The 18076-nt window shown below is 69.0% G+C and carries 13 protein-coding genes; 3 read left to right on the top strand and 10 right to left on the bottom strand.

The genetic code is table 11. The annotated features are described in order from the left end of the window. Positions 1–233 precede the first annotated feature (233 nt). The 8 genes from OYE22_RS00065 to OYE22_RS00030 all read right to left on the bottom strand — a co-directional run bounded on the left by OYE22_RS00065 (position 234) and on the right by OYE22_RS00030 (position 13664). Positions 234–818 carry a hypothetical protein gene (locus OYE22_RS00065; protein ID WP_277318423.1) on the bottom strand — a complete coding sequence of 195 codons (585 nt, stop codon included), beginning with the start codon at positions 816–818 and terminating at the stop codon, positions 234–236. Between the two features lie 44 nt (positions 819–862). Continuing rightward, a complete protein-coding gene (locus OYE22_RS00060; protein ID WP_277318422.1) occupies positions 863–3004 on the bottom strand; it encodes a P-loop NTPase fold protein in 2142 nt (713 codons plus the stop codon). A 41-nt stretch (positions 3005–3045) separates the two neighbouring features. Continuing rightward, complete coding sequence (locus tag OYE22_RS00055; protein ID WP_277318421.1) at positions 3046–5982, bottom strand: helicase associated domain-containing protein; 2937 nt, start codon at positions 5980–5982, stop codon at positions 3046–3048. Between the two features lie 107 nt (positions 5983–6089). Then, a complete protein-coding gene (locus OYE22_RS00050) occupies positions 6090–7109 on the bottom strand; it encodes an ATP-binding protein (protein WP_277318420.1) in 1020 nt (339 codons plus the stop codon). Then, complete coding sequence (locus tag OYE22_RS00045) at positions 7106–9286, bottom strand: Mu transposase C-terminal domain-containing protein (protein ID WP_277318419.1); 2181 nt, start codon at positions 9284–9286, stop codon at positions 7106–7108. Before OYE22_RS00045 ends, OYE22_RS00050 begins: the two co-directional genes overlap by 4 nt. A 52-nt stretch (positions 9287–9338) precedes the next feature. Next, entirely contained in the window at positions 9339–10043 is a 705-nt protein-coding gene (locus tag OYE22_RS00040; protein WP_277318418.1) for a TnsA-like heteromeric transposase endonuclease subunit, read from the bottom strand. Positions 10044–10164: 121 nt separating this feature from the next. Next, positions 10165–12804: a DEAD/DEAH box helicase gene (locus tag OYE22_RS00035; protein ID WP_277318417.1), complete on the bottom strand. Its 2640-nt coding sequence runs from the start codon at positions 12802–12804 to the stop codon at positions 10165–10167. Then, the gene (locus OYE22_RS00030) at positions 12801–13664 is read right to left on the bottom strand and encodes a hypothetical protein (RefSeq protein WP_277318416.1); all 864 of its coding nucleotides are present in this window, start codon (positions 13662–13664) and stop codon (positions 12801–12803) included. The genes OYE22_RS00035 and OYE22_RS00030 overlap by 4 nt, the downstream gene beginning before the upstream one ends. A gap of 165 nt (positions 13665–13829) precedes the next feature. On the opposite strand from OYE22_RS00030, the gene OYE22_RS00025 reads away from it, so the two are divergent. Together OYE22_RS00025 and OYE22_RS00020 are read left to right on the top strand one after the other, a co-directional pair. Beyond that, complete coding sequence (locus OYE22_RS00025) at positions 13830–14309, top strand: hypothetical protein (RefSeq protein ID WP_086691266.1); 480 nt, start codon at positions 13830–13832, stop codon at positions 14307–14309. After that, a complete protein-coding gene (locus OYE22_RS00020; RefSeq protein ID WP_277318415.1) occupies positions 14306–14488 on the top strand; it encodes a hypothetical protein in 183 nt (60 codons plus the stop codon). The genes OYE22_RS00025 and OYE22_RS00020 overlap by 4 nt, the downstream gene beginning before the upstream one ends. Before the next feature lie 72 nt (positions 14489–14560). Here the strand turns inward: OYE22_RS00020 and OYE22_RS00015 are convergent, their stop codons facing one another. Beyond that, a complete protein-coding gene (locus OYE22_RS00015; protein ID WP_277318414.1) occupies positions 14561–15307 on the bottom strand; it encodes a hypothetical protein in 747 nt (248 codons plus the stop codon). A gap of 946 nt (positions 15308–16253) precedes the next feature. Here OYE22_RS00015 and OYE22_RS00010 point away from each other — a divergent pair. After that, positions 16254–16427 carry a hypothetical protein gene (locus OYE22_RS00010; RefSeq protein ID WP_277318413.1) on the top strand — a complete coding sequence of 58 codons (174 nt, stop codon included), beginning with the start codon at positions 16254–16256 and terminating at the stop codon, positions 16425–16427. A gap of 375 nt (positions 16428–16802) precedes the next feature. Here the strand turns inward: OYE22_RS00010 and OYE22_RS00005 are convergent, their stop codons facing one another. Continuing rightward, positions 16803–17105 (bottom strand): hypothetical protein, encoded by a 303-nt coding sequence (locus tag OYE22_RS00005; RefSeq protein WP_277318412.1) that lies wholly within the window; start codon positions 17103–17105, stop codon positions 16803–16805. Between the last annotated feature and the right edge of the window lie 971 nt (positions 17106–18076).

Genomic DNA, 18076 nt, shown 5'->3' with positions numbered 1-18076 from the left:
GCCAACGCGGCGATGTCCAGGGGCGGTTTTTCTGATCAGTGGGTGGTGGGCTGGCCTGGGGTGATCAGTTCGGTGTTGGGGCCGATAGGGCTCCGAGGCCGAGCTTTAACGGCTTGGTGATGGGGGACCGGGGTTTCAGTTCTCTGTGTTGAGCTGCTGTTTTGTCAGGTGGAGCGGGCGTTGGTCAGGTGTGGGCATCTTCCGGGCGTGTTGATCAGATTCGTTGAGTGCTGCTATGCGGTCATCCAGTACAGGGCGGTGTCGATGTCGCGTGGGGTCCAGGTGCGGATTGGGGCTGGGGCGGCTGCGAGGAGTTGGTCGATCGTTGCTATGTAGCGGCTGTAGCGGCCGGGTGCGTGGCTGAGGGCGATGCCGAGGGTGCGCAGTCCGTTGTGGGCTCGCCGGTCGTAGATGGCCATGCGGTCTGGTGCGGCCGCGGTGAGGACGGCGGAGGCGAGGGCGTCACCAGTGCGGAAGCCTGGTAGGTGGGCGAGGGCGGCGCGGCCGGCTAGTGCTCCCGTGCAGCGGCTGAGGGTGGTGTCCTGGGCGGTGGTCGTGGCTGCGGCGGTTGCGCGGCGTACGTCGGTGTCTGCGAGCGCCATGAGTTCGGCCACCCAGGGGGTGTCGGCTCTGAGCCGTTTCCACATCAGCAGTGCTCCGATGTCCGCTTTGCCGATGCTTCCGCTGGTGCATGCACGTCGTGTCACTTCTTGCAGGGTCTCGTCGTAGTACGGGCTGACGGTGTCGGTGTAGACCTGGCGGGCGGCAGCGAGGCGCTGCCATTGCTCGAGTGTGAGGGCGAGCGGATTGTCTGTCACGGCTTGCTAGTCCCTCTTGTCGGGAGGTGTGGAGCGGGTGATCGTCAGCCGCTGCTCGGGGCGTTGCCGCGGTGTTCGCGCAGTGCTTGCAGGATGCGCGCTCGGTGTTCGTCCTGGGAGCTGTGGGGGTCTGCTGCGGGTGTGTCGAGGAGCGGGCCGAGGCGGCTGTACAGCGCTTCGAGGCCGATGAGTGCGTCGAGGCTTTGCAGGGTGGCGTCGTCGATGACAGGGAAGGGCGCCCGGTCGGGCGGGAGGAGCAGAGCGAGGAGGTCGAGCGGGGGCCATGTCTCGTCGAACTGCTGGTTGATCCAGACCCGGGTGGCTTCGGATGCGGTGTGGCACCATGCCCAGATGAGGGTGGTCTCCGGCTCGGTGAGTTCGTCGACAGGACGGCTTGCGGCTGGGGCGAGGTGCCGTGCGATCTCGTGGCTGATCAGTGAGCGGGCCTCACCTATCCAGTCGGGGGTGACCGCTGCCTGTGTGTGGTCCGGGGGGTCGGAGTCGTTGCGGGCGGTGACGCGTTGGAGGGTGCGAGCAGCCAGGACGGCTCCGTCAGGGGTCTCGGCCATGGTCTTGAGGATCGCGGGCCGGCCGTGATCGGCAACATCGGTCAGGAGGTCTTTCGCGAGGACGTCCATGGCGCGGTCCGCAGTGAACAGGCCGAGGGCCCCTTGAGGGGCAGCGGTGAGGTGACCGTAGTGCGGGGCTGCGGCTTTGAGGAGTGCTGCCGCCGGTAGGGGAGTGCCAGCGGCGCGTTTGTAACCGATGCGGCGGGTGATGCGCTGGGTGTCGTCGCGCAGGCGCAGAAGCAGTTCGTCTGCTTCAGCACCCGGGGTGTCGTCGGCCAGTTGCTGCAGGGCGGTGTCGAAGGTGTGCTCGGGAAGGTCGTCGTCGGGGATGCCGAAGACCATGTACCGGTCGAAGTAGTCAATGCTGCCGATGCCGCGCCGTAGCGCGATGGCCTGGAAGTTGGCGCCGTAGCCGAGAGCCTGCCGAAGCGGGGCGAACAGCATGCCCATCAGGCCGATTACGCCGTCCAGGTGCTGTTCGGCGACGCCCGCGTCCCGCAGCGTGGTGCGCCAGCGGTCGATGCGCTGTTCGGGCCGCTCGTCGCGGCGCGAGGGCAGGTCGACGCTGGTGCCCGTGAGCTCGGCTCGGTGCTGCCACAGCAACTGGTAGGCGCGGGGTTCGCTGGTACGCAGGAAGGTGACGAGCAGGAAGTCGACGATGTCGACGTTGCCGGTGAGTTGGCCGAGGGTGGCGTCTACCTGGCCGAAGAACCGCTTGATGGCCCGCGGGGTACGCAGCCGGGCCTGCAGGTACTGGAAGTAGGCCTCGGAGACCCTTTCCTGCTCGCCGGGCGTCAGGGTCAGGTTGTGCGAGGCGAGAACTGTGGAGAGGGAGCGGTCGACCAGGGCGTCGGCGTCGCGCTCACGGAACGCGGGAAGATCCATCCGGACCTGGATGATCTTTTCCAGGAAGTCGCGTGCACGAGGCTCGCTGTTGCCGACCAGCTCACTGCGTTGCAGGACGTCCAGAAGGGTCCGTTCGTCGAAGCTGATCAGGTAGTACACATTGGGCAGATGGCCTACCAGGCGTACCAGCTTGAAGACGACGAGGAGTTCCTCGGGGGTGAGGCGGTCCAGGTCGTCCATGACGACGAGGACCGGGTGGCCCGCTTTCCGCAGGGCTTCCTCGGCTTTGTGTTTGGCGGCGGATGCGCTCGTGTCGCCGCTGATGCGGTTGCTGACCTCCTGGATCAGCCCCTCGGAGTCCAGGCCGAAGAGAGCAGTGACCTTCCCCAGAGGACTGATGGCCTTGCCGAATCCGCCGATCTTCTCCCGCGCATCTGACCACCGCCCGTCATTCGGAAGGGCTTCGCGGATCTCGCTGAACAGCGCCAGCGTCAACGACTCCAGATCGGAGTAAAGCCATGGATTGAGTTCCGCGATCAGCCAGCCCTCATCGTCGGCCGTATCCCGTAGACGGCGTGTCACCTTGCCAAGGACGCTGGACTTTCCTGAGCCCCAGGGGCCGATCAGCGCGAGGACTCCGGTTTCAGTTTGGGCTCGTACCCGGTCCAGCAGGCTGATCACATGCTCGGCGTACTGTCCGTGCCCGAGGAGATCAGGCCCTTCCTCGTGGTCGAGGAAGGGCTCGTCGTTGAAGAAGCGCGCGTCGGCCATCTGCTCATTCTCGGGGGCACGCATCGGCTCGGGTATGCGCGTTAGCGAATCAGGAGGGCGATGCCGATGCTGACCAGGAGGTGTTGCTGGTCGGGGTGGAGGAGTAGCCAGCCGCGTTGCTGGTTGTGGAGCCAGTGGCGGGCTGTCGGGTGGCGGGGGTGGGTGTGGGCGTGGTGGTAGGCGCGTTGCCACAGGATGGGCCAGGGAGGGTTCCACCAGGGGTCGATCGTGGTCAGTGTCTGCTGGGTGGGGGAGGGACTGCCGCGTTTCTTGGCGAGTTCGCGCTGGCGATTGAGCCATTCGCCGAGGGGGAAGCCGTCGTGGACGGTCTTGATCGGCGGGCAGAGGTGGCCGTGTTCGCCGGCCCAGGTACGGGCGTGCGTGAGGGCTTCGGCGTGGGGCCGGGGGCGGGGGCTGGGCGGCCACTGTCTGGCGGTATGAGCGGTGATGCCGATCGTGTTGAGCAGGTGCTGCTGGTCAGGGTGGAGCTGGTCGTACTGGAGGCACGCCCGGGTGATCCAGCTGCCCAGGACGGTGCTCGGTGCAGGGATGCGGGCGGCAGGGTCGAAGGGTTCGCCAGCTTTGATGTGGTTGAGGGCGCGGTAGTAGTTGCGCTGCCAGTGCAGGTCCCAGGGCGGGTTCCACCAGGGGTCGATCGCGGCGAGCTCGGCCAGGTGGGGTGAGGGCGGCAGTCCGGCTCGGGCGCGCTGTTTCGCGCGGTTGCGTTGGCTGAACAGCCACATGCCCAGGGCGTAGCCGTCGTGCCGGGTGTCGCGGGGAGCTGCGAGATGGCCGTACTCAGCGTGCCAAGCCCGGGCGTGAGCCAGTGCTGTCTCGAAGCCTGGCCTCAGGTCGGGGCGGTGTCCCAGGCGGCTGCGGGGCTCGCGGGGACGCTTCGGTTCGGCGGCACGCCGTGCGCGACGCGGACCCGTGGGAGCTGCAGGAACTGCAGCTCTTCTGGCCTGGCTGGTCTTGTCTTTTGTCTCCGGAGCCGTGGCGGCAGCCGGTGCTTTCGGGGCCGTACGTGCGTGTTCCCGGGCTGTGCGGGCTACGTCGGTGGTGATGCCGATGTCGGCGAGGAGTTGCCGCTGCTCGGGGTGGAGTTCGTCGTATGTGGCGCACTGTCGCCACAACCAGTCGGCGGCACCAGAGCCAGCGAGGCCATTGAAGCCGTTCTCGGCTTGGAGGAGGCGGCCGGCTGCGGCGTCGCGGGAGTGGTAGTAGTGACGCTGCCACGTCAGGTGCCAAGGCGGGTTCCACCAGGGATCGATGTCCTCGAGGGCCCGAGCCCGGTCGGCGGGCATGGGCCGGCGGTGGGAGCGCCGGTGATTGCGCTGGTTGGCCAGCCACTGACCCAGTGGGTAGCCGTCGTGCACGGCCGTGTGGGAGACGACGGCGAGGTTGCCGTGGACGTCTGCGAATGCGCGGGCATGCGCCAGTCCTGCCTGGAAGCGTTCTGCGTAGCTGCGTCGTCTGGGGCGGGCGGCGGCCGCCGCAACGGCGGTGATGCCGATCTCGGCCAGGAGGCGTTGCTGTTCGGGGTGGAGAGTGGGGTAGCGGGTGCACTGCAGGTACAGCCATTCGCCGAGGCTGTAGCTGGTGGTGGGAAAGCCGCTGGCGGGTTCGAGCGGGCCGTGGGCTTCGGCGTGATCGCGGGTCTGGTGCCAGGTGCGCTGCCACAGCGTGCTCCAAGGCGCGTTCCACCAGGGGTAGATGCCGTTCAGGGCGGCGGCTTGGTGTGTGGGCATCCTGGTGTGGCTCGTACGCAGGTTGGCGATCCACTGGCCCAGTGGGTAGCTGTTGGGGATGTCTTCCTTCGGCACGGCCAGGTGGCCGTGCCGCTGGTGGTAGGCGTGGGCCTGGGCCAGGCCTGTTTGGAACGCTTGCTCGGCTTGGAGGCTGTGGCCGCGCAGCCGCTTGATCACGTGTGGCGCGGGCTGCTGGTCAGCGGCCGTTCTCTGTGGAAGGAGATCGCTGAGGGGGCGGGGCCGGTGCGATGAGTGCACCTTCCACAGCGTTCGCTGCGCCGCGGGTGCCGGGGCGGCGCGGGTGCGTACCAGGGAGTGGGCCCAGGTGAACAGTGGTCCGTGGATGACTTTGGTGAGGTGATGGGCGAGCCATGGCCGGCCGAGCCGGTCGGCGATGGCAGTCAACAACTGGGGCAGTTCGCCCAGCTGGTAGGGGAGATGGCCGTCCGATTCGGCAACGGTGTGCTGCTGCAGGGGACGGCAGGCCAGCAGCTGCGCGAGGGCAACAGCCTCGGGGTAGGTGACCAGGTCGCGGGCGGCCACCTTCCACCAGCCGGGGTCGGCGTCGGCGGGACGCGTCGTCTCAAGGCGGGCCGGCCACTGCTGTTCCTCGTCCGGCCAGGACTGTTCCCACCAGGAGTTGGTGACGGCACGGGCGACCTCGAAAGCCTGCCCTGCGGTGGGGGAGCGGTGCAGCAGCCGGACGTGTCGCCGCTGGGCCTCGATCACCTCCGGGCAGCGGCCCAGGGGTACAGGCAGCCCGCTGGTCGCGGGCAGGTAGAGGAGCCAGTACCGGTGGCGTGCGCAGACCCGCTGCTCGGGTGCCAGGTACCGGCGGGCGGGCACGTCGCGTCCGGTGCGGGCGGCGGTGCAGACGGGGCAGGCTGGCCCCCAGGCGGCGACGGCCTCCTCGCCGCGCAGCAGCCGCCCGGCCGGGCCGGTGCCGTATTTTCCGCTCGGATCTTCCCTCGTCCATGCGGGCAGTGCCTGCTCGAGCACGTGCTGTGGGACGTGGCAGAGGACGGAAACGCGGGCGCGGGCCTGGGCGTTGAGGTGGATCTCGCTGTCCGGGTACAGCATCCCGGTGAGGTTGCGCAGGCCGCCGACATCGGTGACGGCGGCCAGCACGTCACGGATGCCGAGGTGGTAGCGGGCGGCGATCCTGGTCAGGAACGACAGCGTCAGCTCCCCGCTCAGCGGAGCGATGCGTCCTGCCGCGCCGCCACTCATGATGGGCACGATCCCGCCGGATGCTGCCCGTTCACGTCCCGTCGACCTGCCCCGGGGCAGACGGACGGGGGCGGGCGTGCTGGGCCGGTGCGCCATTCGCGGATGCCCTACCGCTTTTGTCGTGCGGGCCGGGCTGGCCGGGCCTGGGTTTCGGCGGCTGCGTCGAGTTCGACCTCCGCGAGCAGCTGCTTGGTGATCCGTTCGGTGCCCTCGGTGAGGGCGATCAGGGCGGCTTCGCGGACGAGGTGGGAGAGGCTGCCGATCCGCCCTGCGGTGCGGGCGTGGAGGTAGGCGGCTTGCTTGACCAGGGTTCCGGTCCGGTGCGCGCGCAGCCGCAGCAGGTCTTCCATGGCCCGCACGAGGTCGTCCCAGACCGCCCGGTCCTGCTCGGTGGCATACGCCAGCGGGCGGTGGCGGAAGATCTTGAAGCGGCCGGCGATCTGCGCGCCGCGTACTCCGCTGAGCAGCGAGGAGGTCTCGATGTTGATGGCGGAGTAGACGAAGGTGGCTGGGATGCGTTCGCCGAGGTACTTGAGCTGGTCGGAGGTTTCTGCGCCGGCGCGCCGCTGGGTGTCCAGGAGGTGGACGTCGTCGATGAGGACCAGCTGGGTGCCCAGTTCGCACAGCAGGTCGCACACGGCGCCGGTGATCTGGGTCTGGTTGAGGCGGTCGGTGACGGGCATGCCGAGGAACCGGGCGAACTCGCTGACGAGCATCTTCGGGGTGGCGGCCGGGGGCACGCTGATGAACAGCACCGGTCTTCTGCTGTCCTGGCCGGGGTGCTGGCGGGCGTCGGCCAGTTGGAAGGACCGCCCCAGCGCCATCATCGTGGTGGTCTTACCCGTCGTGGCCGGACCGGAGATGATCAGACCGCGCCGGGCACCGGCCTGCTGACGGCGGTTGACCAGCAGCAGCCGCCGCACGGCGGTGAAGACGCTGTCCATGGCCGGGGTGCGCATGACGGCGAGTTCGGAGTGGTAGTCCTCCCGCTCCGTCTGCGACCAGGCGGAATCCGCGGCGTCGCGTGCGGGCGCCGGAGCCCGGTGGACGAAGGCGTCCCAGCCCTGCCAGAGGGTCGGAGCGGCCAGGGGAGCGAACCCGGCGGCGTCATTGGAGAAGGCGCTCACCACCGCAGCGACTCCTCAAAGGGGTCGTAGACCGTGACGCAGGAATCACGCGCCGGACGTGCCTGGCCGTCGTTGTCCCCAGTCCCAGTCCCAGTCCCAGCCCCAGCCTCGGCCGGGCCAAGAGGCTGGCGCTCACCGGCGGCGTCGGCTTCCTCCGTCTCCGCTTCCGCGTCTTCGGCGAAGGCCTCCTCACCGTGGTCGAAGCCGTCGTCCTGGTCGGACCTGCCGCCTGCGGCCGGCGGTGGCTGGCCGTACAGGATCCCCCACACCGCACCGTCCTCGTTCGCGGCGGCGTGGGCGCGGGCCCGGGCGGCGACGACCTTGTCCCGGCGGCTGCCGTGTCCGCCGGCGGCGCGTTCCAGGAGCTCGCGCAGGGCGAGGGCCAGGTCGTGTTCGTGGCTCACGCGGCTGCCGCGCTGGTCGACGGTGCTCCTGACGTGCTGCCAGGTGAAGTCGGTGAACGGGGCGCTGACCAGGGTGCGGTGGATCCACGGCACCGCCTCCCACCCGTACCCCCGCGGTCGGCCGGGTTGGGGCAGGCGCACCCATACCTCGTGGGGAGCGTGCGGGTTGTAGTGGATCTCCCACAGGCCGTCCGCCGCCGGCGAGCGTTCGCCGCGGTAGGGGTTGAGGACCCGGTGGTCGTAGGTGCGGTAGTCGATGCGGATGCCGTAGTCGTTGATCTTCTGTCGTTTGACGGGCATCAGCTCGATGTAGTCCTCGCGCCCCAGCGGCACCGGCACGTACCCGCAGACGGCGACCAGCGCCGCCCACATCTCGTTCGGCGACAGAGCGCGGCGGGGCATCATCGGGTGCCGCAGGCCGTCGTGCTCGCGCTCCTGCCACCCGCAGATGATCCACTCCTGCAGCAGGTCGTCCAGCTGGGCGAGCGTCCATACCGCCTCGCCTTGCGCGTTCCGGCCGCGCTCGCCGGTGTGGGAACCGGTATAGCCGGCCACGTGCTGGGCGAACAGCGTGTTGATCGAGGAGAACGTGCGCTCCACATGCCCTTTGGCCGGCCCGTTGCCCGGCGGCGCCGGCTGCAGGGAAATGCCCAGCGACCCGCAGGCGGCGACGAACGAGGACGAGACGAACACCTTGCCCTGGTCGACCACGACGGTCCGCGGGGTGATGACCGGCCGCGCCGCGGCCCCTTCCAGACGGGCGTCCACGCTCAGCAGCCGCTCGTAGGGGATCACCGAGCGTTGCATCGCCAGTACCTCGGGCCACGCGGGCCGCATCGGCGCGGGCACCATCATCTGCGCCAGCAACTGCGCCGCGTCCACACTGCGGGTCCCCTTCGGCCGCAGCACGGCCGCGCAGATGCTGCGGGTCGCCACATCCAGCGCGATGGTCAGCTCGGGCCGCTCCACCACCCCGTCGTCGAGCACCACGAAGACATCCAGCAGGGTGCTGTCCATCATCACGAGCTCACCGGGCGCCATCACCGTCGTCGGCACGAACGGGGGAGCCGGCCGCGCCGAGCGCCAGCGGCGCTGGCGCGCACTGCCCAGCAGCCCGCGCCCGTCGGCCAGGGCGTGCATCAGCCGGTTGAACGTCGCCGTCGACGGCAGCGGCACCGCCCCGGGGCCGTGCCGCTCGGCCAGCAGCCGCTCGGTATACACACGAAGCCGCCCCAGCGTCCCGCTGGAGCGTTCCCGCCCCGCCTCCAGCACCTCCCGCAGGGCGGCCACGACCCGCTCGTCCGCACGCCCCAGCGCCGACCGGGGCCGCACGGTCCGCTGATCCACCAGTCCCCACACCCCGCCGTCGCGGTAGCGGGCCCGCATCCGCCGCACCGTCACCGCGCTGGTCGGCACCCCCGCCGCCGACAGCTCCGCCGCCTTCGCCTCCTCCCGCTGCGTCAGCGTCCGCACATCCGGGTCGTACTCAGCCCGTGGAGGACCAACCGCACAGGATCCGCCCGGGTGCCCCGTTTCCACCTCCCGCACATGCAGTTCCCACGCCAGGGCCCGCTCCCGCACCGCCTCGGGCAACGACTCCAGCAAGCCCAGCGGCGGCACCCGGCAGACGGCCGGCGCAGCCACAACCTCGAACCCCTCGTCGGCGAACAACAGCGACAGCAGCAGCGCCGCCATCTCGCCGTTCTCGGCGATCAGCCGCGCCTGCCCGCCGGCGAGGGCCGCTACCGTCCAGGCTCGCCCCTCGAACCGCACCCGGGACCCCACCTCGACCACCGGCCCGCCGGCCCCCGGCCCCGTGCCCCCATCACGCCGCTCGCGCCCACACCGGCATCCGCTCATGCATCGGAGCGCCCAGATCCGCGGACAGCTGCCCCGCCCACAGAGCATGGAACAGCGCGGGAAGGACCACCATCGGATCCCCGGTCCGGCGCACGCCCTCCCACAGCGGCGTACGGCTTGCGAACGACTCCCGCAACGCCGCCGCCAGCTGCTGTCCTGCGCGGTACCGCGGATGCCGGTATCCGGCCAGCCAGGTCACGTTGCGCCGGTAGACCGGATCGACCGGACCCAGCACCCAGTACCGCCAGCCCACCGCCGCACACACCTCACCGACCACCGCCGCGAGGGACCGCTGCCGCCCAGAAAGCTCCCCTGCGGCGGTGCAGTCCGCCAAGACCCCCTGGCCGTCGGTGAGCCGGAGCATCACCTGCGGGACATGCGTCCGCATGCCCTCCGGCGCACGCCACCGCAGTTCCAGCGGCCGGCTGGACAGGCCTTGGACGCGTGGATCGCGGTCGAGGAGCATCAGATGCAGCCGCATCGCCCCAGACCCGTAGTGCACGAGCCCCCCGGTGGTCGCCGACCACCACCATCCCGGCGCCGTGCGCTTGCCCTTGCGGACTGGAAACGGCCTCAGAGGCGGACACCGCTCGAAGGCCACTTCGGCGGCCGCCGCCGACCACGGCGAACTCTCCGTCGCCCCGCCCGCAGCCAGGAACCGTACGTCCACAGCCCCGACATCGGCCGGCCCGGCCCCTGCCGCATCCCATTCCGCGCTCCGCACAAAGAGCCAAACGCCTTATCAGCTCATCCGGTAATGGGCATAACAAGCCAACGGCACACGCCTGCTGTCAGCCGCGCCCGGACTGCTCTACGGCCCAGGCGTAGCCCAGCTCAGCGAAAGCTGCTCGCTGCTCCGCATCCAGACGGTCGCGCCTGGCCTTCTGGTTACTCAGAAACACACCCAGCCTGACCATCGAACCGTCCGGCAGTTCTTCGACGTGTGTCCGTCCAACGACGGTTCTGCCTTCGCGGGCGATGTACTGGGCGAGGGCCTGCACTCCGCGCTGGAAGGCTGACGCCTTCCCGGCCCCCTTGGCCGCCGAGGCCGCTGCGGGCTGTTCGGCGGGTGTGACGCCCAGCGCCGCCAGTCTCCGCTGCTGCTCCTCGGAGAGCTGGAACCAGTCGCGGGACTGTCGGTGGAGCCATCGTCCAAGGTCGTCGCCTTCGAAGAGCACTCCGGGCTGGATGTCGGGGAGGGTGCTGTCGGGTTCGTCGGCGGCGAGGTCGGTGAGGACGCGGTGGTGGCGTTGCCAGTCCAGTGGCCAGGGGCAGTTCCAGTCGGGGTCGATCGCGGTCAACTGCGCCGCCCGCACCGCGGCGCGGGCGGGGTTCTTGCCGAGGCCATGGGGGCGGCGGAGGTTGGCCATATGCTCCCCGACCGGCACCAGTTCACTGTCGGCGTTGCCCCATACGGCGTCGCGTCTGGGGGCGAGGTGGCCGTGCGCCCGCCGGTAGGAGCGCAGGACAGCGAGTTTGGTCTCCCAGGCTTCCTCGCCGGGTTCCCACACCATTCCGGCATCGTCGAGGAGTTCCTTGCGGTGGTCGTCGAGTTCGCCGGCGCGGTAGGTGCGCCGCTGCTGGTGGACCCAGCGTCCCAGGGGGAACGCCTTGGTGACGCCGGCCTCGGTCTCGGTGTCGTACGGGACGGCGTACAGGCCGGTGATTCCGTTCTCCTTGCGCCAGCGGAGCAGGGCCTGGTAGCCCTCCAGCCACACCAGCGATTCGGGCCGGTAGACCCTGGTGCGCAGGAACGCGGCGATCGTGGCGGCGTCCCGGGGAGAGGAGAAGTGCAGCAGCGCGGATTCGGCGGCGCCGGCGTCGTCCTGTCCCTGGTCTTCGCCCGCCTCACCGCCGGCCCCGACGATCCGCCCGTCCTCGTCGCGCCGAATGTGTACCTTGCGCTGCCCGCTGGTCAGCGCCCGGCTGGCGAGCTGTTCGACGAGGCGTTCGGAGTGGGAGCGCAGGCCTTGGAGGACGGCTACGAGGGGTGCGAAGGAGGCGGAGGCGACCATGTCGGTCGGGTCCTCGCTGGGCTTCAGGAAGACGGGCACGATGATGCGGGCGGTCTTGGCCGTGCCGTCGGGGTTGGGGCGCAGGGCGCGGCCGATGTTCTGGACGATCTCGACCTGGGAGCCGCGGGTGTCGGCGAAACACACCGCCTCGACGCCCCGCTCGCCGACGATGTCGACGCCTTCGCCGAGCACCCGAACGGAGGCGAGGAAGGCCCGGTGTACGCGGCGGCCCGTGGCGTCGATGCCGCCTGCGAACTGCCGTAGGGCTTCGCGTCGTTCGGCGACGAGGTGGTCGCCGCACAGCCATGCCGACCACACCCGGTCCGGGGGTACGTGGCGGCCGGCTTCCAGCTGGTAGAACTCCGCGTCGATCGACGACTTCGGCAGGGCGTCCGCGTCGGCCAGGGCCTCGTCGGAGACCTCGGCCGCGTACAACTCGGCGGCTGTCTGCGGCATCTTCTCCGCGAACGCCATCGCCTCCTCCACCCGCTGGTGGAAGGTCATGACCGTGCGCAGGTTCAGCGCGGCGGCGTGCTCCAGGAGCGCAGTCTGCAGCAGCGCCAGCCGCCGGCCCCGCTGCGCCTCCTCTGATACTTCCTGGACGGGGGAGGGGTCGTGGATCTCCAGCACGTCGATCTCGAACCCGGCGAGGATGCCGCGCTCGATCGCCTCGGACAGTTCGAGCTCGTAGATCCACTCGCCATACAGGCCTTCCGGGTCGGACGCCATGGTGGCGATCTCCAGCTCCCGGCCGTCAGCGCCCTTCTGCGGCCGGGGCGAGGCGAGGATGCGGGGGGTGGCGGTCAGGTAAAGCCGGAAGTCCGCCGGGATGCGGGTGTTGTCGTGGATCGCCGCCCACGGCCGACCAAGATCACCGGCGGTTGAGTGGGCCTCGTCGACGACAGCGAGGTCGAACGGGGCCATTGTCTGTCCGTACAGCCGCTCCCCGCCCGCCAGAGCAGCCTCCAGCGGCCCGCGTACCTTCGCCCGGCCCGTGACGTCCTCGGGATCCTCGCGGTCCACGAGCGAGGCGTACGTCGCGAACACCACCGCCGGCCCGTGCCCCGCCCACAGCGCCAACTGGATCGCGTTCGTGGTGGTCCGCACGCCCAGCCGCTCCAGGACCTCGTCCTTCTCCAGCGAGCACACCGCGACCATCGGCCCCGTGTGACCGACCCTCCGCCACGCCTGGGCGGTCTGCACGAGCAGATCGAGGGTGGGGACCATGACGAGGATCCGCCCGCCACGGAAGCACTCCAGCGCAGCCCACGCGGCCGTGATCGTCTTTCCGGAGCCGGTCGCGGAGATCACCGTGCCACGCAGCCCTTGGGCGGGCGCAGACGCGCGTACGGGGAAGCCCGCCCACGCGCGGATCTGCGAGACGGCCTCCGCCTGGTGTTCCCGAAGACTGATCACGACGCATCTCCCGCCTGGCCGGCAGGCTCGGGGCTGTCCTGCTGCTCCGGGCTCTGGGGCGGCGGCTGCTGTAGCGGGGGAGTCTGCTGCTTGCGGCGCCGACGCAGTTCGCGCTGCGCTTGGGCACGGGCGCACTCGCGGGTGCAGTACTTGATGCCGCTGGTGCGGTTCTGCCCGTACTCGGCGCGCCCGCGCTGGCGTACGAAGCTGCGGCGGCAGGTCTCATTCGCGCACTCGCGGATGGTGGCGTCCTCGGCGAGGTGGTTGTAGAGCTGGAGGAACGCCACGGCGAGGATGGTGGGGTAGCGGTCGTCCAGGCCGCCGATGCCGATGCTGAACCGCTTCAGCGCGGCGTTCAGCTCACTCTCCAATTGCATGATCCTGAATTCCAGGGTGAGCTCGCGCAGGTGGTCCAGGTCCCGAGGCCATACCTCCTCCTGGTGTGTGTTCTCGGCACGCCACTGGGCCAGTTGTTCCTCGGAGACCTCGGGCTCGACGAGCGCGTCGAGCCCGCCCTCGCGGCGCAGGGCCAGCCAGGTGGTGATGGCGGCCTGTGCCTCCGTCATGTAGAGCGTGGCCAGTTCGCCGTGCAGGGCGAACGGCGCGCGGGGGTGTTCGCGCTCGGTGAGTTCCTTGAGCCGCTCGTACTCGTCTTCGTCCCAACTGCCGGTGTTGATGCTGCCGCCGAGATGTCCGTAAGTGCGCATCAAGGCGGCTACGGCGTCGAGGTCCTCGGGGTCGACCTCCATGAACTCGCGCAGGTAGAAGTCCTCCGGCACGGGGACCGTGTGCGGACGGGAACGGGCCTGCGGGGTCCAAACGATCCATTCACCGTCGGCCCGCGCCTCGTGAAGAGGCATCAACTCCGGTGTCGGCACGGGCGTTCCAGGCCACAGAGTGGGACGAAACCGTGGGTCAACGTATGCCGCCATGAGGAGCATCATAGCGTCCAGGAGGGTAGGACGAACTAGGAATCCTTCGTATCACGCACAGGGATCGCGGAACTCAACCGAAGGGGAAACAGGGTGACGCAGTGGCAGGACCGCCAGGCCATAGGCGACATGCACGAACGTCGGGTGGCAGCCGCGCTGCGCGCCCGCGGCTGGACCGTCCAGCCCTGCGGACAAGGCACCTACCCGCCCGCCATACGGGAAGCCCTGCGCCGGACCCGCTCCGCCCTGCGGCACTTCCCCGACCTCATCGCCGCCCGCGGCGCCGACCTCGTCACCATCGACGCCAAAGACCGCATGCCCAGCACCGACACCGACCGCTACGCCGTCAGCGCCGACACCGTGACCGCCGGCCTCTTCTTCACCGCGGCCCACGCCCCGACCCCCCTGTACTACGTCTTTGGCGACCTCAAGGTCCTCACTCCGGCCGAAGTCGTCCACTACACCGCCCACGCCCTGCGCCACCGCAGCGGCGCGTTCCACCTCGTACGCACAGAGCAGGCGCACCGCTTCGACGACGTCTTCGGATCGGCCGGCGCAGCGGCAGCGGCATGACACAAGTGGTCCTGCCCGACCTGCGGGCACGCCGTCTACCCCCCGAGGCCGGCATCGCCACCGGCAGCGAGTGCCGCCCCTGCCTCAACGATCGCGAGCGTGCCGCCGCAGCATCCGTTCAGGCCCAGGACGGGAAACCGCCGACCGGCAACCGCCTCTTCCGACGCCCCCGCTCCTGACCGCACACCGTGACGGCCGCAATCCCGCAACCATGACGCCGTACCGTCACCACCGGTCCGGCACATGCTGGTTCAGTCGTCCGGTGTCCCGGACACGCCTGTCGTACCGGGGGAAGGTGTCACAGCGGTTTCCTCCCCTTTTGTTGCCGGGGCAAGGTTGCCTCCGCTCGCGAGAGGCGGGCCTATCAGGCGTTCGGGGTGTGCGTAGAAGTCGGCGATCTGTTGCACAAGGTCCCGTAGTTCTGGATCGTGCTCGGCCGCGTGAATGAACGCGGCGTGCTGCTCGCGCTGTTCCTGTTCCAGCTCCTGCTCCACGGCCCGCACCGCTTCTAGAGCGCGCGCTTCGATGGCCTGTGGGGGGACGCCACCCACCAGAGCCGCTCCGGACAAGTGGAGGTCGAGAGCTCCGCCTGGCAGCTTTCTGATGGCACTCCCGATGTACTCCTTTCCCTTCACCGGAACCGGGGATATGGCCTGGCTCTGGGTGAAGTCAACTTCGTCCAGGTGCTCCAGGGCGTCTCGTACGTCCCTCAGGAAGGGGTCTTCCTTACGAGGTTCCTGTCCGCGCTCGCGGCGTAGACGGGTATCCCACCGTTCAAGCTGGTGCGCGGCCCAGACGAGTTGGTGTTCCTCGGCCCACTGGGCGCGAAAGTTCTCCTCGAGCACTTCCATCGGGGGGCTCCAGTCCTCCATCCGCTCGTAATTGCGGTCGTCCTGACCTGCCTTGCGCCGTATCGCCTGGGCTCGCTCAGCCTGCCGCAGCACCGCTTCGGCCCACGTGCGGACGAAGAAACGAACCTGCTCCTCGTTGTTGTTCACCCGCTGATGCTAGAGCTCATGACGGTCGACCGTGCGTGCCTCGGCGGGATGGTCGCTCGGACACACCCTCCAGCCCGGCGCCCCACCCGCCTACTGCTCATCTCAGCGGATGCGTAATCGGTGCGCGCGCAGCGGGTGTGACCCGTTGTGGTCGGAATCGTGGTGGCCGTGGTCGGCCCTGCGCAATCTCCCATTGCGCGGGCATATCTCCGCGACGGCGGACGCCGCGCCCACGGCCTGAAGTCGAATTCACCGACGTAGAACACATCCAATTCGACATTTAAGTGTTCCGCCCGGTGGCCGGTTTCCTGGAATGAGAGAACCGGCCATCGGGCTATTCCCGGGCCAGCATGTGGTCACTGCGAGTGTGTCTCATCGGGTGTGAATGCTGACGAGTCAGTACCGATACCCAAGACGCGGCGCCCGGCCAGACGCGCGGGCTTGGCCGCGGCTGTCGTGGTGGTGGGGAGGCGTTCGGCAGCGAGTTGGGCGCGTGGCGCGGGCAGCGGCTCGGGGTCTCGCGTGTCGTGGGCGTCGGCTTGCCGTGGTCCGGTGCCCAGCGGGCGGCGGTCGATCGTCACAGCGGCGATTGTCCCGCCCGCCAGGCCGACCAACTACCTCACGGCTCGCCTGGCCCCGAAAAACGATCTTGCACCAGGTGCACCACGTTGGTGAGCTCGACGGGATACCCAGCGCTCCGCAGACGCGGTTGTCTCAAGGTTGCGGGGCTAACCCCCGCGCCGAAGACCATGGCGCGGCCATTCCGGGCCGCCCTGTTCATGGCCTTTTGTCTGTTGGCAATTCGCGGTCGGGCCGATTGACAACAGCTGCTTCAACTCCGACAGGTCCAACCGGTGCTGGCATGGAACCACGCAACCGCTGCTCCACCGCCCAAGTACCCGCATGCCCCACCCGGGCGTGCCCGATCCCCAGGGAGAACTCGTTCGTGTCCACGCTCGCTCTGCTTGTCGCGCTGCTCCTGGTCGTCGTCGTGGCGCTGCTCGCGGCTGGCGCCGCCTACGTCGTGCACTGCCACCCGACCTGGAGCCAGCCCCTTGGCGCCGCGTTCGGCGCGGTCACGGTCATGGTCGCGCTGGTCGGCGTGATCCTCGCCCGGTGAACCGCACGCCCGTGCGTGGTCGGGGCACCGGGGAGCCCCGACCACGCACGGTCTGGAACGTGCCGCCGCGGAAGCGGCTAGTCACCGGTCGGCCGAGCATTCGAACCGGCAGACCCTCGCGGACGCCGTCGACGACCAGAACGACGCGTCCGTCATCGACGGCCTGCCGCTAGATCCCACACCCCCAGGTTGGGCAGTCCCTCGACAAGCAGCGCAACCGTCCGTGCTCTGGCCTGGAGTCAACTGGCCGAGAGGAAGCCTCATATGGCGCTCCCGCCGCCGTTTAGCCCTCCCAGGGGTTTCGGGGTAGGGGGCGGCCTGTTAGGCCGCCAGATCGCCGCCCAGGCCCTCCTGCGGGCAACGGAGGTCTAGCGGTCACTCGATGAGACCGCTCTTCTCGCTCAGGTGGATCATGAGTGTCGTTGTGGCAGCGAACGTTGCCGCTGCCCAGATGACTGGTTCAGCAGCGCCTTCCGCCACGTGGGTGCCGATGATGTAGGCGCCGAAGGCTGAAGCGATACCTGTCACGACAGCCAGGAGCACTACCAGCACCTTGACTTTGGTGCTCTGAGGCTGCGGCACGGGGACGGGAGTGGACAGGGGCAGCTCACTGCTCCCGTTGCGATCCGTTCCACAGTTGCCGGCCCGCTCGGGCTGCTCGTCGATGTGTACCGTCATGGATAGGCCCTCCAGGGTCTAGGGGCCTGCCTGCCACGATCCGCCAAAGACCGACGGGCAGGCCCCGCTTCGTTCCTCGGCCTGGAGCGGCCGAGGCTGCCGTTCACGCCCCGCCGCCTGCTGAGACGGCCTGACGGGTGCGTACTCCGCTCAGGGAGTGCAGCGACATTAACCCCAGACGCGCCGTCAATTTCGGTCGCCCACAACGGGACTTACCGGTGGGTTAACTAATACTCGGTCATAGGGTGTGCGCGCGTGCGTAGGCGCGCGAGGGTGACGCAGTTCACTTCCGCGGACGTTTTCGGCGCTTCCCAGAGCCCTTCTTCAGGTGCTTTTGAGGGACGCTACGGGGGGTCTGCTGGCGCCTACGCCCCCTCCCTCGCCGGGCGGATTGGCGGTTGGGCCGGCGACCCTGCGGCCACAAGCCGTACCGACGCAGAACCTTCCTGCGTCGGTAGTCAGCCTCGACAAGCCACTGGTCATACTCTGTTTCCGAGAGATGTTGGGGAGGTCGGCTTCCCTTGCCTCGCCGGATGGCGATCAGCTCCCGCTGGCGCTGGGCTTGCTCCAAGGAACGACGAACCGATGCAAACCACTTCGTTACTCGTGGCTTGGTGTAACCAGTCAGGAGAGCGAACTCGTCAACCGCAACGCCTGCGGCCATAGCCTTTCGAACAAGCGCCTTAGCCCGGGCGGAGATCTCCAGGTCTCTCTGAACCATCCGGCGACGCTGTTGATCAATGAACTCAAGTCGGCACTGAGCGGTATCGACCGGGACGACTCGAGCTCTTTTTTTCTGCTTGTTCAGCCAACGCATCACGGTCTCGAGCTTGTATCCGGTCGTCGCGGCGGTCTTCTCGATACTGATTCCGGCTGCCACTGCCTCCGCAATGCGTTTCCGCACGTCACGCAAATTGTTAGCGCCAGCCAACTGTAAGCGTTTACGGCGTCGAGAAATGCGAACCAGATGC

Origin of the sequence: Streptomyces sp. 71268 (assembly GCF_029392895.1) — a bacterium.
Lineage (GTDB): Bacteria > Actinomycetota > Actinomycetes > Streptomycetales > Streptomycetaceae > Streptomyces.
Note: the sequence above shows the minus strand (reverse complement) of the source record. Positions and strands in the feature narration are given on the sequence as shown.

Bases quoted from the DNA above. Each gene is read 5' to 3' on its own strand.
- OYE22_RS00060 (WP_277318422.1), bottom strand. From the start codon at position 3,004: ATGGCCGACGCGCGCTTCTTCAACGACGAGCCCTTCCTCGACCACGAG.
- OYE22_RS00055 (WP_277318421.1), bottom strand. From the start codon at position 5,982: ATGAGTGGCGGCGCGGCAGGACGCATCGCTCCGCTGAGCGGGGAGCTG.
- OYE22_RS00030 (WP_277318416.1), bottom strand. From the start codon at position 13,664: ATGCCTCTTCACGAGGCGCGGGCCGACGGTGAATGGATCGTTTGGACC.
- OYE22_RS00020 (WP_277318415.1), top strand. From the start codon at position 14,306: ATGACACAAGTGGTCCTGCCCGACCTGCGGGCACGCCGTCTACCCCCC.
- OYE22_RS00005 (WP_277318412.1), bottom strand. From the start codon at position 17,105: ATGACGGTACACATCGACGAGCAGCCCGAGCGGGCCGGCAACTGTGGA.